The sequence below is a fragment of the Paenibacillus solisilvae genome (assembly GCF_042656405.1).
Taxonomy (GTDB): domain Bacteria; phylum Bacillota; class Bacilli; order Paenibacillales; family Paenibacillaceae; genus Paenibacillus_Z; species Paenibacillus_Z solisilvae.
Window position 1 is genome coordinate 1 of the sequence record NZ_JBHSOW010000130.1, and the last position, 13,710, is coordinate 13,710.

General features: G+C 46.5%; 12 protein-coding genes and 1 pseudogene. 4 read left to right on the plus strand and 9 right to left on the minus strand.

Going from position 1 to position 13,710, the window contains the following annotated elements; translation table 11 throughout:
* Positions 1–300: pseudogene (locus tag ACFPYJ_RS31505) on the minus strand (group II intron reverse transcriptase/maturase); the annotation flags it as partial.
* Positions 301–563: 263 nt separating this feature from the next.
* Positions 564–779 carry a small, acid-soluble spore protein, alpha/beta type gene (locus ACFPYJ_RS31510; protein WP_379192266.1) on the minus strand — a complete coding sequence of 72 codons (216 nt, stop codon included), beginning with the start codon at positions 777–779 and terminating at the stop codon, positions 564–566.
* Between the two features lie 243 nt (positions 780–1,022).
* Between ACFPYJ_RS31510 and ACFPYJ_RS31515 the strand changes: the two genes are divergently transcribed.
* From ACFPYJ_RS31515 to ACFPYJ_RS31530, 4 genes are all read left to right on the plus strand, one after another.
* Positions 1,023–1,535 (plus strand): CBO0543 family protein, encoded by a 513-nt coding sequence (locus ACFPYJ_RS31515; RefSeq protein WP_379192268.1) that lies wholly within the window; start codon positions 1,023–1,025, stop codon positions 1,533–1,535.
* 44 nt (positions 1,536–1,579) lie between these two features.
* Complete coding sequence (locus tag ACFPYJ_RS31520; protein WP_379192270.1) at positions 1,580–2,107, plus strand: hypothetical protein; 528 nt, start codon at positions 1,580–1,582, stop codon at positions 2,105–2,107.
* A gap of 444 nt (positions 2,108–2,551) precedes the next feature.
* Positions 2,552–4,243 (plus strand): ribonuclease J, encoded by a 1,692-nt coding sequence (locus ACFPYJ_RS31525; protein WP_379192462.1) that lies wholly within the window; start codon positions 2,552–2,554, stop codon positions 4,241–4,243.
* A gap of 199 nt (positions 4,244–4,442) precedes the next feature.
* Positions 4,443–5,825: a glycosyltransferase gene (locus tag ACFPYJ_RS31530; protein WP_379192272.1), complete on the plus strand. Its 1,383-nt coding sequence runs from the start codon at positions 4,443–4,445 to the stop codon at positions 5,823–5,825.
* A 185-nt stretch (positions 5,826–6,010) separates the two neighbouring features.
* On the opposite strand, the gene ACFPYJ_RS31535 is transcribed toward ACFPYJ_RS31530, so the two are convergent.
* From ACFPYJ_RS31535 to ACFPYJ_RS31565, 7 genes are all read right to left on the minus strand, one after another.
* Positions 6,011–7,024 carry a glycoside hydrolase family 172 protein gene (locus tag ACFPYJ_RS31535; protein WP_379192274.1) on the minus strand — a complete coding sequence of 338 codons (1,014 nt, stop codon included), beginning with the start codon at positions 7,022–7,024 and terminating at the stop codon, positions 6,011–6,013.
* Between the two features lie 99 nt (positions 7,025–7,123).
* Entirely contained in the window at positions 7,124–7,894 is a 771-nt protein-coding gene (locus ACFPYJ_RS31540; RefSeq protein ID WP_379192276.1) for an endonuclease/exonuclease/phosphatase family protein, read from the minus strand.
* Positions 7,895–8,205: 311 nt separating this feature from the next.
* Positions 8,206–9,222, minus strand: coding sequence for a sialidase family protein (locus tag ACFPYJ_RS31545; protein ID WP_379192278.1), 1,017 nt, complete (start codon positions 9,220–9,222; stop codon positions 8,206–8,208).
* Positions 9,223–9,258: 36 nt separating this feature from the next.
* Positions 9,259–9,795 carry a glycosyl hydrolase-related protein gene (locus tag ACFPYJ_RS31550; protein ID WP_379192280.1) on the minus strand — a complete coding sequence of 179 codons (537 nt, stop codon included), beginning with the start codon at positions 9,793–9,795 and terminating at the stop codon, positions 9,259–9,261.
* A 90-nt stretch (positions 9,796–9,885) separates the two neighbouring features.
* Complete coding sequence (locus ACFPYJ_RS31555) at positions 9,886–11,556, minus strand: type 2 periplasmic-binding domain-containing protein (protein WP_379192282.1); 1,671 nt, start codon at positions 11,554–11,556, stop codon at positions 9,886–9,888.
* Between the two features lie 103 nt (positions 11,557–11,659).
* Positions 11,660–12,559 (minus strand): carbohydrate ABC transporter permease, encoded by a 900-nt coding sequence (locus ACFPYJ_RS31560; protein WP_379192284.1) that lies wholly within the window; start codon positions 12,557–12,559, stop codon positions 11,660–11,662.
* A gap of 14 nt (positions 12,560–12,573) precedes the next feature.
* Positions 12,574–13,491: an ABC transporter permease gene (locus ACFPYJ_RS31565; RefSeq protein ID WP_379192286.1), complete on the minus strand. Its 918-nt coding sequence runs from the start codon at positions 13,489–13,491 to the stop codon at positions 12,574–12,576.
* Positions 13,492–13,710 lie beyond the last annotated feature (219 nt).

A 13,710-nucleotide genomic window follows, 5' to 3' on the forward strand; every position in this document is an offset into this window, starting at 1 on the left:
GGATGCGGCTTTCCATCGACTGGGATCGCGTTCGGTTCGTTAGTTCCCGTACCCTCTCTTTGAAACGCGAGATGGTTTGTGGCGCTAGACGTATCGTCGCTTTCTTGTCTCTTAGGAAACTGAATCCTAGGAACTTGCGGTTCCAAGGACGGTCTACCGCACTCTTTGCTCGATTCACGTCAGTTTCAGCTTTCCTTCTACGAAGCGTGTTACCAACTCCATGACGCGCTCTCCTGCACGCTTGCTAGCGACGAAAATGTTGCAATCGTCTGCATATCGGACGAATCGCAGTCCTCGCTTGTAGATGCGCTACCGTTACACTGTCCACGCCGGGGACTCCTCCGTTCTGCACCGCTCGCTTGTAAGCGAGGCGAAGGTTATCCCTTGCTCTTGGCTATGGTAGGCGCTTGCCAGCCCCCATTCCGGACTTTCACCGTATAGATGACGCCCATGCTGGGCGTACACATACAAAGAAGCATCATCGAGTTGATGATGCTTCCTTGCTGACAACATCCGGGAAACCGAAGATTGTCGAGCCCCTATAAGTAAGGGTTCAGTGGAATTTAGAAACGGCCTGCCAATTGCTGTTCAGCCATTTGTACCAGCGTGCGAGTGATGTTTCCACCAATCGTGCCTGCTTCTCTTGTAAGCAGTTGCCCGTTGTAACCATTTGGTTGAAGCTGGATTCCGAGTTGTTGTGCAACTTCATATTTCATTTGATCCAATGCTGCATTAGCTTGTGGAACGACCAGTTGATTGTTTGAAGAACTGCGGCTCATGTAAGTGACACCTCCTTTGTAAGTGAGGTTATTATGTGCTGGTAGAATGCTATTATACATTTATCTCGGATGTAATTTTTTCCAATTTTAGACTTCTCAAAAAAACCGAATTGACTGCCTCCGGACTGTGACCGCCGATCATTCACAAGTAACCCCATTCTTCCTTCGCTTTTAGTTCTTGTTGTATGAAGACTGTCAAAGATGGAACAATAGGAAAAAATTAAAGAAAAGGAGCCCGATGTCTTGGTTGCTATCCTATACACGATTTTATGGATACTTGCAGCGATTCGGTTTGCAGATCGCAATTGGGAGCGTTATTACCCCTCGCTCCTATTTGCTGCTTTATTTAATGGGGTATACGAATTGATCTGCTATCGATATCCACTGTGGCAATTGGAACCCAACGGCCTTCCTGCCGCGATGATTCCCATTCTGCTGCTTACACTGCTTGGTATGCCTTTATCAACTTGGGTGTTTTTATCCAATTATCCGAAACAAGCGCGAATTCTTCCCCAAATTTATTACATTGGTTTTTTTACAGCCATTTTTGTGCTGCTTGAGTTTGTGTCGGTCAAGTGCGGTTCGATTACCTACCATAATGGATGGAACCTGCTTTGGTCATTATTATTTGATATGGTCATGTTCACCATGCTGCGTGTTCATTTCCGTAAACCGTTAATTGGTTTGCTCTTGTCAATTCCATACGCCGGTTTACTTATGATTATTTTTAAAGTCACCTTCGATAAGATGAAATAAATGAAGAATCCGGGGAAATTTATGTTATTGGATTGGAGATATTCATGGACAACAACATGGACAAGCTCATTATGCAAGCATATGCCACTCCGCCGGTTAGAGCGAATATTGTAAATAAAGGTATGATTTCTCTTTATTGCGATTATTCCGGCTGCACGGATCAAAATGCACACGGTGTCGCTTGCTGCTTTGTCTATAACCGGACCATTCTTGTTAGAGCCAAGAATTTAAATCAGCATTATGACGGCGGTTCAGATTTCGGTGAATTACAGGCTATTGTTTTCAGCCTTCAAATACTTACGGAAGCACTGATCGCCCATCAAATGAGCACCGTTCCGAAATTCGCTGTTGTCTTTACCGATTGTCATGGTATAACCAAAATTTTAGCAAAAACAATCTTTCATAATCCGTATTATGAAGAGGTAAGAAATGAAATATTAGCATCACTTAGCGGCCTTCAAGCTATGTTCCCAGAAATTCAGGTCAGGGTAACGTACATTAGCAACCACAAGAAAAATAATCCGCTGCATAAAATGGCTCATAACGCCGCTAGGAAATCAATTGGGAAGTAAGAACCTGCCGCTAATTGATAAATGCCGATGGGCTATCGTTGAATTCATCATATCAAAGCAAAAATGACCGAATGGCAGCCCATTTGGTCATTTTTGTTGGAACACATTATAAACTTGGTGGTTGAATTGGTGGTAGAATTGGCGGTTGAACGCCTCCCCCGTTTCGCTCAAAGATTGGAATCCTCTCGAGCGAAGGCTGGATTCCGGGAATGCCCCTTCCCTGTGCGTCTCTGGCAGTAACGGTGACAGAGACCTTATATCCCGGCCCCGATTCTCAATGGCTCCGGTGGTGAGAATAGCCATTTTCATCACCTCTTTCATGCAATCTCGTTTTTAAGTTATGAATCTATCTTTCTTTTCGCTTGGACGGCATGTAGATGTAGAGACTTCCGTCAATCAGGCATAAATATGCATCAAATGGGAATCACTAAACCAAACATTCCAATGGGAGGAAATATAATAGTGAGCAGCACAAAACAGGCATTGTCCATATACGCCTTAGGTGGAATTAATGAGATCGGGAAAAATATGTATGCCATACAATTTGCAGATGATATCGTTGTCATCGATTGCGGCTCTAAATTCCCGGATGAAAGTTTATTAGGAATCGATTTGATTATCCCGGATATCACTTACTTAAAAGAAAATCAGGATAAGGTTCGAGCGCTGATTGTAACCCATGGTCACGAAGATCATATTGGTGCGATTCCCTATATATTGAAACAAATGGACCTCCCCATCTATGCTACACGCTTAACCTTAGGCTTAATCGAAGTAAAATTAAAGGAACACCGGCTCCTCAGGCAAACAAAACTTGTGGAAATCGACTCCAATACGAATATTGAGTTTGGAACGATACGCCTGACCTTCTTCAAAACCAACCACAGCATCCCCGATTGTCTGGGCATTGCCTTTCACACACCTGAGGGAACAGTGGTTCATACCGGTGACTTTAAGTTCGATTTAACCCCTGTAAATGATCAATATCCGGATATTCATAAGATGGCCGACATCGGTAAGAATGGTGTCGTGGCCCTGTTATCGGAAAGTACAAATGCGGAGCGTCCTGGATTCACGCCGTCCGAACGATTTGTTGGTGAACATATTGAAGAAGCGTTTAACAAAGCCAAACGCAAAGTATTTATCTCTACCTTCGCTTCGAATGTCCATCGTGTACAGCAGGTTATCGATGCCGCATTCAAAACAAACCGCAAGCTTGCCCTGCTCGGCCGAAGCATGGTAAACGTCGTTGCGGTTGCATCGGAGCTTGGCTATCTGAATGTCCCTGAAGGCATGTTGGTTGAAGCAAGCGAAGTGGGCCGGATGGCTCCCGATAAAGTTGCTGTTCTCTGTACTGGAAGTCAAGGGGAACCTATGGCAGCACTATCCCGTCTGGCCAGTTCGAATCACCGATTGGTCGAAGTCCTCCCTGAAGATACGATTATTATTGCAGCATCGCCTATACCGGGCAATGAACGGAATGTTGCTCACATTGTTGATAACCTGTTTCTTCTTGGCGCTAAGGTCATCTACGGATCAGGGAGTGTAACTGGGATGCATGTCTCCGGTCATGCGAGCCAGGAAGAGCTTAAACTGATGCTAACGCTAATGAAACCCAAATATTTTATCCCTATTCACGGGGAATACAGAATGCTGCACCAGCACCGGATACTAGCGGAATCAGTCGGGGTTGAGAAGGAAAACATATTTGTGATTAACAATGGTGATGTTGTGGAGATTCGCGATTCCGCTGCAAGGGTGAGCCGAAAAATAACAGCAGGGAATATTTTTGTAGACGGCTTGGGTATAGGCGACGTCGGTAATATTGTTCTACGTGACCGCAGACAGCTTTCTGAGGATGGCATGCTCGTTATTGTGCTTACATTAAGCAAAACAGAAGGAACCATTATTTCCGGCCCTGATACGATTTCGCGCGGGTTCGTATATGTCCGCGGCTCAGAGGATCTCATGAATGAAGTCAACCAGCTGGTCATCGCCTCCATTAATAACTCGCAGCAGGCACATGTACATAAATGGGATGTGATGAAACAAGATATCAAAGAAACGGTGGGACAATTTTTATATGCCCAAACCAAGAGACGGCCAATGATTCTGCCAATCATCATTGAGGTTTAACGGGAACTTTCGAGCTCGCCCGAATTGAAAAAAGCACAAATACGGCCCTTTCGCTTCGATGCGGACAGAGGCCGTTTTTGATGTTTATATCATCTGCAGGCAACTAGGAATAATCACCCACGAATTTGATCTCCCCCTGACATATGATGCATAACTTATGCCTTCATCGTTGTGACGCTTTGTTAGAGGAGGAAGACCTGTGTCCATTAAGAAAAAACGGAAATCTCCGAAAAAAATTAAAACCAGGCGGATCCGCAAGAAAAAGACCATGCCTAGAAGAAAAAGAAAGAAAAAAGTTCAGTCTCGCAAACGGTTGCTTCGGAAAAAGAGGAAGCCCCGGTTAAGACCGGACAATCCGGCTGAGCGCAGGCGGCTTCATATTCTGTTTATCGTCCATTCCTTTTATCCAGAAACGTATACCGGGACTGAAAAATTCGTTTTTAACATGGCCAGATCAATGCTAAGCAGAGGTCATCGCGTTAAAGTCGTCACGTATAGCAATGCCGCTCTCGAAAGTTACCCGCAAGTCTTTGGTGAAGTTGTTTACAGGGAATATGAATATGAAGGTGTTCCAGTTCTTGCATATCGGCATACTTTTATCAACGTTGACCAGACCTTTGAAATCGGCAATAAGGATTTAACTCTTTTTGCGGAAGAAGTAATCAATAAGGAGAAGCCTGACCTCCTTCATATCGGACATCCAATGAGAGGAATGGAGTTTATTCAGACAAGTTTGCTGCTCGGGATCAAGTACATCATCACCTTAACCGACTTCTGGTTTATTTGCCCTAAGAGTACACTGCTTCAAACGAATCAGGCTCTTTGCTCCGGACCTGCAATGGGCGAGAACTGCCGCATCCACTGCCAGCTTGATCATGTTCATCAGCGTCTTCACACGTACATCCCTCTTCTGAAATCGGCAAGCAGAATTCTTTCCCCATCCTTATCCTTGGCCAATCTGTTTAGAAGCAGCTTGCCCGGCCTTCATGTGGAAGTTTTAAATCACGGAATGAACTATGATACCATTCGTATCAATGAAAAAGGTTATCAGCCAGGCGACTCTCTAACTCTTTTTTACGGCGGTTCGCTTAATTCCCATAAAGGTGTTCACCTGATTCTGGAGGCAATGTCCATGATTTCGACTGACCGGCTTCAATTGAAGATCTACGGCTCAGGACCTGCAGATTATACCGACTTATTGAATCAGGGCGCTTTGTTAGACAGCCGCATTACCTTATGCGGTCTCTATTCGGAACATGATATCCCTCACATTTATCAGAATGTGGATGTCGCCGTAGTACCATCTATTTGGTATGAAAATTATCCGTTAACTCTTCATGAAGCTCTTGCCAGTCAGGTTCCGGCGCTGGTCTCCAACATTGGAGGAATGGCTGAGAAAGTTATCGACGGTTTCAACGGCTTCACCTTCCGCGTAGGCGATGCCCGGCATCTCGCTGAGCGAATCACCCAATTACTGGATAACCCCTCGATATTAAACGGATTTAAAGCTAATTTGAAACAGCTTCATATTCCTACGACCGAACAAGAAGCAGATGCTTACGAGAACATCTATTATCAATGAGGAGCTCCTCAGGCTCGCTCCCGCCAACTAGAATTCATCATGATGTCAACGGCAATCTTTCGTTTCAATGGATGCAGAATTCGTTTCGGGAATCCGCGCCAGGCGCGGATTCCCATGTCCCATAAGTTGAACGACCGTTTGAAGGAACGGATATACTTGTAAAATACATTTATATATTCGAGTTATTATGGCATAGATTGATGGTCTGTATCACGCAGCCTGTACATACTCATGAGACCGCCTTCAGACAGCTTGCAAGGTAGTGCCGATGCGTGATCTTGATACCAGTATGCTGTCGAAGCATACCAATAAGGCTTCAAGTGTTTGGCCTCCCATGGATTGACGAATGCGATGCGAAGATTATTGTCAAAAATAATGGCGTCGCGCTCATGGAAACGATACATGCTGATCATGGAACGAAGCGTATCTTTAAGCGGTACACCATGGAGCTCTCCGTGAAATTCCCCTTCCCGGAAATACCAGCCCCCATTGAAATAATCTTCCAGCCCGGTGCCTACAATAGTCGGATTCTCATGATCATCTGTATCGATATAGATGTACTCCGGTGCTTCCAAATACGACAAATAGTTGAGATCCTGCCCCTGCATAGATAGACAGCATCCGACGTAATGTCCCCGTCCCTTGATATCCAGAAGGGGGAGCGGATCCGCCCCATCCAAACGGCTTGTTTGAAAAAGGCAATGAAAGCGGCCGGAGTTTTCGGGCAGAACATCATATTCCTCGTAATTCGCATTGAAGAAGACATCAATTGGAATACGATCATGCAAGTTTTCCAGTTCAATTCGTACTTTGTTGTACGGCATCGGAAAATAACAATAGAAGCCTCCGCTTGACATCCCCAGATATCTGGATAAGAAATGCCGATACTCGCAGTGGCCGATCCCGAAGAAATCACCAACTGGAGCTTCGACGGATGGATATAGTTCCCCATCCCAATAGATGCGGATAATCAGTTTCTTCAATGTTGACGGATCGTTCTCGGCTTCAACATCCCAATGCCTCCAAAACCATCCCGGAAACGTCAGCCACAACCTGCTGATAATTCCCGGCTTGTCGCTCTCGATAAGCGTGCTAGCCGGAGCTCCGGGCATGATCCGTTTTGTTTTGCTTTTCGTTTCAGGATCAAAGGTCGTAAACTGTCTTGTCTTCGCACTCCGCAATTCCGATATATTGGTCAACAAATAAACCGCTCCAATCTAATGAATTGAAATAACAGCGCTTTCATGAAAAGAAGACGAATAAACTGACGATATTCGATTCGGTTGATGGATGATTTCTTAAGTAAAACTCAACTCTGCAGTTACTGGATAATGATCGGAAGGATAACGGCCATTGTACTTCCTGCGATTAATATGCACGGATGCGATCTGTACCCCGCCCGTGACATAAATATAGTCGATCGGCTCCCCTTCTTCGCCGCCCTCAAAACCATGATAAGTGCTGCCAACCATCATTCCGCTCAAGGCGGTATATACATTGATGAGATCCGATTCTTTCAAGGTCGAGATGACATCGCTTTCAGGATTGCTGTTAAAATCGCCTGCCAGGACGGCCTGGATACCACTCTCGCTGCATAAGCGGCTGATTCGCTCCATAACGAGCCGGATTCCTTTCGTTCTCGCCTCTGAGCTCATATGATCTAAGTGAGTGTTGAATATGTAAAAGTGCTGTCCGTCTGAATTTCGCAGCTGGGCCCAAGTGCAGATCCGCGGGCATGCTGTATTCCAGCTCATATATCCAAGCTGCTCAGGGTACTCCGACAATCCGAATGTACCGCTCTGAACAGCTTCCAGGCGTTTACGAAGATAGAAGATCGCGCAGTGCTCGTCTTCCTGCCCGCCTTGCCGCCCTTCCCCGATCCAAGCATACTCTGGCAGAAGCCCCTCTAGTTCCTTCAGCATCATGTAGGATCCTTCTTGCGTGCAGATAATTGAAGCACCGGATTCTTTAATCACTTCGGCTGCTTCCTTAACACGGTTTGGCCATGCGTTTGCACCGTCCTGTTTGACGTTAATGCGAAGATTGAATGTCATGACTTTTAATTCCATCGATAGGCCTCCTAATCTTGAATAGATTGCAGTCGCTTACTCCCATATTCAATCCACCTGCTCTCCGCACTATATATTCTCTCGTTAACTGCGCAATCCTGCCCGCTGATCCAATAATTTGGAGATTCCGGGAAGCTGATGCTGCTGTTTCAAACGATAAGAGGAGCTGACCGTTTGAACTGCACCCCAATTGTTAGACACAGTCTAACAATTGGAGATACAGTTTTTTGGCTAGCTCCTCCTTTTTTCTTTCCTGATCACTTAACGCTCTTAAGTATCCAAGCGAATCATCTACAATTTGGTTAAGCTGCCTATGGCGTAACCGCAAGCTTCCAAAATGCAATGCTTTCGCGCTTCCAGGTATACGTGATATAAAGCACGTCACCCGCTGCAACGATAGCAGGGTACGAATATTCTCCCGCTTGATCTTCCAAAACAAACTCATTTCCCCAGGTAATGCCGTTATCCGAAGAAAAAGCGACGATTAGCGGTGTGCGCGGGCTCTCTGTTGAATAACCGCTTACTGGATTGAAGACCAGCGCCAGAAGTCCATTGTTCATAAGAACGGCATCAATTCCGCTGTTATTGTTCGGCAGCTGCGTTGGATAAGCCCTGCACCATGTTCTTCCGTAGTCCTCTGAGTCGCTGCGGTAGATGCGGCCTTCTGTGCTGCGCAGCAGCATGTATACCCGCTCATTGCCGGAGGTCCATAAGGTGGGTTGAATGAGTCCTTTCGCAAACCAATGCTCTGTCCCTACAAAACCCGCAGCATCCATCGGAACGATTTCACTTCTCTTCCACGTTCTCCCGTTATCGACGGTTATATCCACAAAGGACTCCCAAATTTGCTTCCCTGGAGCATCCGCATCATTCTTTTCAACGGAAGCCGGAGCCGCTAATGTACCATTGGATAGCAAAATGGGCTTGTTGCGGACGGGTCCCCTGCCTCCTATATCGCCTTTTACAAGCTCAATCGGATCCGTCCATGTCCTCCCGCCATCTCCAGAGCGCATGATGCGCGTGAACCAGTCGGTTATTTCATGGCCGACTTTATAGAAGAGGAGGATGGAATCACCTTCCGCATACAGCACTGGATTCCAATGAGCAATCCCAGCTTCATCAGCGATTTTAACTGGGGCAGCCCAGCCATCACCGGAACGGCGGGCCATCCAGATGGCCACATCGCTGGATTTCTCATGTTTTCCCGCGAACCATGCTGCCAGCACTTCGCCACTTGGCAGAGCAGCAAGTGTGGAAGCGTGACTGCTGCGGAATGTCTGCTGGTCACCTTCGAATACATATTCTTTCTCAGCGGTGATTTGAATCATCTCGTCTTCTTTACCTCCTTCTTGCTTCTTGGTTTCTCACACGCACTTCACACTGATAATTTGATAGGGCCTGAAATCCAATACGATTTTGCCGTCAATTACTGGAATCTCCTCCAGCTCCTCCTCCAATAAATTAACGAAGCAGGCTTTAACCGTAGGATTCGGCAGGTCCAGCATCACTTTCTCCCTCCCGCCGGCAGATTCGTATAAACGCAGAATCGTTCCTTCACCACACTGAGCGGCTTTCATTGTATCCAGCACCACATGGGAATGCTCAATCGTGTAACGCTGAATTTCATTAATCGCCCTTGCTCCTTCTTCGGGGGATAATCCGTTCTCAAGCGTAACCTCCGTCCAAGGATCGGCACGAAGCATGCCATAGAGCGATCCGACACCGCCGCTCATCACTGCATTCTTGAAGGATTCGTCCAGCTCGATGGCCCCGTTTTGCTTATGATAGGTTTTCCAGCCAAAGGGCTGAAGCAGCTGTCCGATCTTCTCCTCTACAGTCATCAAGCTGAGCAGGTTTGCCGCCCTTTGCTCCGCGGACAGGGATGAATCGTTCCCGTTCATTACTTTCACTCCTTATGTACTGACCTAAACAAGCAGAGCAGGAAGTAAACCCGAGGGGTTATCCTTCCTGCTCGGCAGGTTAAGCAGCAATTATTGTTTTTGAATCGCGTTTTGATAGATCTCAATGTATTTGATCAGATTCAAGCCATCGAAGCCCTTGACATACGCATCCCAGTCTTTGTCCACGTCCTTATTGCCGATAATGAACTGAGCCATATTCGATTGAACGTAGTCCTTAATGGATGTCGTCAGCTGCGCTGCCGAGTCTGTGTCTTCCGGACGGATAAACACGCCTGTCGGATAAACCTCTGCCGGTGCGTACCGCTTATATTCGTTCGTCGCTTGCGCCAGACGCGTATCATATCCGTCGCCGGCCAGCGGATCCTGCCCTGCAGCGAACAAATCACGGAATTCCTTGGACAAGTCCTTCGGTCCAAGCAAGGACCAGCTGTCGTTTCTTACTTTGTTCGGATCTTGCTCAGGCAGGTTGTAGTAGCTGTACTTTGCCGGTTTACCATCGATATTCTTCTCGTCAGCTCCAGCTTTTTTCCAGCCGATGCCTTCGCTCGGTCCGTATTCGCTATTCAATGCGCCTTCTTCACTGAACGCATAATCCGCGATTTTGATAGCGGCGATCTGCTGCGCTTCACTTGCTTTGTTCGTAATCGCAAAGGCAAAATCACTGACGCCTTGGGTTGTGCCTGCAAGCTGAACGCCGCCCGGCCCTTTGAGCGGAGGCACGATAACCCAGTGCTGGTGGCGGGTGATTTTGGCATCATACGTATTAACCAAATAGCTGAGCAAAGCCGTTGTGATCGAGCCTACGATCTCGTCTCCTTCGCGGTTGCCAAGCTGGCCGACCGCTTGATCGTTCTGCGTAAACGATGCCGGATCGATCAGACCTTCCTTATACAGCTTATGCATGTAAGTAAGGCCGTCCTTCCACTCCGGCTTATTGGCAGCGAAGTCCACTTTGCCATCCTTTAAAGTCAAATATTTATCGTTGTCGTTGTAAATAAATGAGTTCATGAGGTAAGCATCGATATTCCCGTTCCAAACGGATTTGTTCGGCGCCCCGGTCAGAGGAATTTCATCCGCTTTTCCGTTGCCATTCGGATCCTTCTCCTTAAAGGCCTTTAGTACGGTGTACAACTCATCCGTAGTCGTCGGCACCTTCAAGCCAACCTTGTCCAGCCATTCTTTATTGATCCAGAATTTCTGGGAATAGGTGCAGTGATAACATTCATTCAGACGCGGGATGGCATAAATATTGCCGTCGGGAGCCGTCATCGCTTCTTTAAAATACGGCTTCTTCTCCATCATCGCCTTAATATTGGGCGCGTATTTATCAATCAAATCGTTGAGCGGAACGAACACGCCTTGCTTGCTGTAAGTCAGCAAATCGGTATTGCTGAATTTCCCTTCGAGGAACACCTCCGGGTAATCGCCGCTTGCCAGCAGCAGCTGCCTGCGGTCGGTCAATGCGTCCGAGGGAGCCAGGTCCCATTTGATAGTCACGTTGAATTTCTTCTCAATCAGCTTTGTATAATCATTTTCTTCGAGAGGGGCTTTCCCTTGAGGCGCGAAGAATGTCATCGTTACGGGCTCTGACGCTGTATTCCCGCCGGCATCGCTTGCTGTCTCTTTATCGCTGCCTGTGTTATTGCTTGCTGCGTCGTCGTTTTTACTGCTGGAGCATGCGGCAAGTACCACACTAAAAATCAAAACAAGCACAAGCGTTGACCACATCGACTTTTTCAAAACAGACTCCTCCTTATAATTGCTAGCTTGTTTCCAGTAAACTCATTCTAATTCGGGTCTTTTTGGCCCTCACCCCCTTCATGCGTGAACCTGTTCCTATGAATTAGCCTTTTAAGGAACCGATCATGACTCCCTTAACGAAATGCTTTTGTACAAAAGGGTACATGATCAGGACAGGGACGCAGGCAACCACGATCAGCGCATATTTCAGTGCCTGCTCAAATCCTTGATCGCGAAGCTTCTGTGCAGTGTTCGCCAGCATTTCCGGATCGGCCGCGTTCAGAATAAGCAAGTTGCGAAGCACATACTGCAGAGGAAATAGACTTTCCGATCTTAAATAAATCAGTGCATCGAAGTATGCATTCCAATGTCCGACCGCATACATGAGCGTCATAACCGCAAGGATTGGCTTGGATAAGGGCAGCACGATACTAAGCAAGTACCGCGTATCTCTGCATCCGTCTATCCGTGCTGCTTCCGAGAGCTCCTCAGGAATAGAGGTTTGGAAGAACGTCCGCGCCACGATGACCTGGAAGACGGACAACGCTCCTGGCAGCCATAGCGCCCAGCGGGTATCCAGCATGTGAAGATTCTTAACCAGCAGGTAAGTCGGAATAAGGCCGCCGTCGAAGAACACCGTAACCATCATCATAATCATGATGAACTTGCGCCCGAAAAAGGTGGTCTTGGACAGCGGATAGGCAAGCAGCACCGTAAATACGATATTAATGAACGTCCCGACTACGGTATAAATGATGGTGTTGAAGTATCCATGCATCAGCTGTGTGCTTTTAAAAATCGATTGGTAAGCCTTGAAGGACAGCTCGACCGGAAACAGCCACACCCTGCCGGAAACGACCGCATTGGGAGAACTGAGCGAAGAGCTGAAGATGTACACCAGCGGATAGAGCACAGCCAGCATCAACACCGTCAATACGAGATAAATGACTGCGAGCAATACACGATCGCTGAACGGCTCTTTAATTTTGTTTTTCATAAACATGGCGTGCCTCCTTTCTACCACAAGCTGGTTTGTGAAACTTTGCGGGCTATGGAGTTGACAATTAACAGCAGAACAAGATTAATCATCGAATTAAACAATCCAACCGCTGACGAGAAACTGAAGTTTGCTCCAAGTAAGCCGACCTTGTACACATAAGTGGAAATGACTTCCGACGAGCTTAAATTAAGCGAATTTTGCATCAAATATATCTTCTCAAACCCGACGCCCATTATGCTTCCCAAGCTTAAGATCAGCATGATGATTGTAATTGGCAATAATGAAGGAAGATCGATGTGGATGATTTTCTTCCAGCGTGATGCTCCATCGATCCGTGCCGCTTCATATAAAGAAGGATCTACGCCCGACAACGCGGCGATATAGATGATTGAGGCGTATCCCATCTCCTGCCAGACACCTGACCATACATAAATGGATTTGAAATATTCAGGGACCCCCATGAAATTGGTTGTCGGCAAGCCAAGAAAGGTAAATAATCGATCGACGACTCCTACATGCGGCGACAACATCAGCATCACAATCGAAACCATGACAACCGTCGAAATAAAGTGCGGCGCATAGGTGATCATTTGAACCGATTTCTTAAAAATGCCCGTTCGAAGCTCATTAAGCGCCAGCGCCAATATAATCGGAATCGGGAAGCCGGCGATTAAGGAATAAAAACTGATTGTGATCGTATTCTTGATCAGCAGTTTAAAGTTAGGCGAATCGAAAAATAATTGAAAATGTTTGATCCCCACCCAAGGGCTGCCCCAAATTCCCTTTATGATATTAAAATCCTTAAATGCGATCTGAACGCCGACCATCGGGATATATTTGAAAATAATCAGATACATGACCGGCAGTAGAACAAGCAGATACAATTCCCAATGATGTTTTATTTTCGTCATCGTTTTTGTGTTCCCTGAGCTCATCCGCATTCCCCTCTTATCTTGATAATGTGCCTGAGCCTTATCGTCGGTCGCTCCGGCCGTAAACCCATACTAAGTCAGAGCCGTTTATTCATCAATTTGTAAGATTCCAGCACCTCACTATTTTCTCACGGGGACTAATAGTTAGAGAAAAACCCGCTCTGCATAAGGCTTTGCAAAAACTTCGCATAATTCGGGATTATCACTATTTTCTCAAAACAA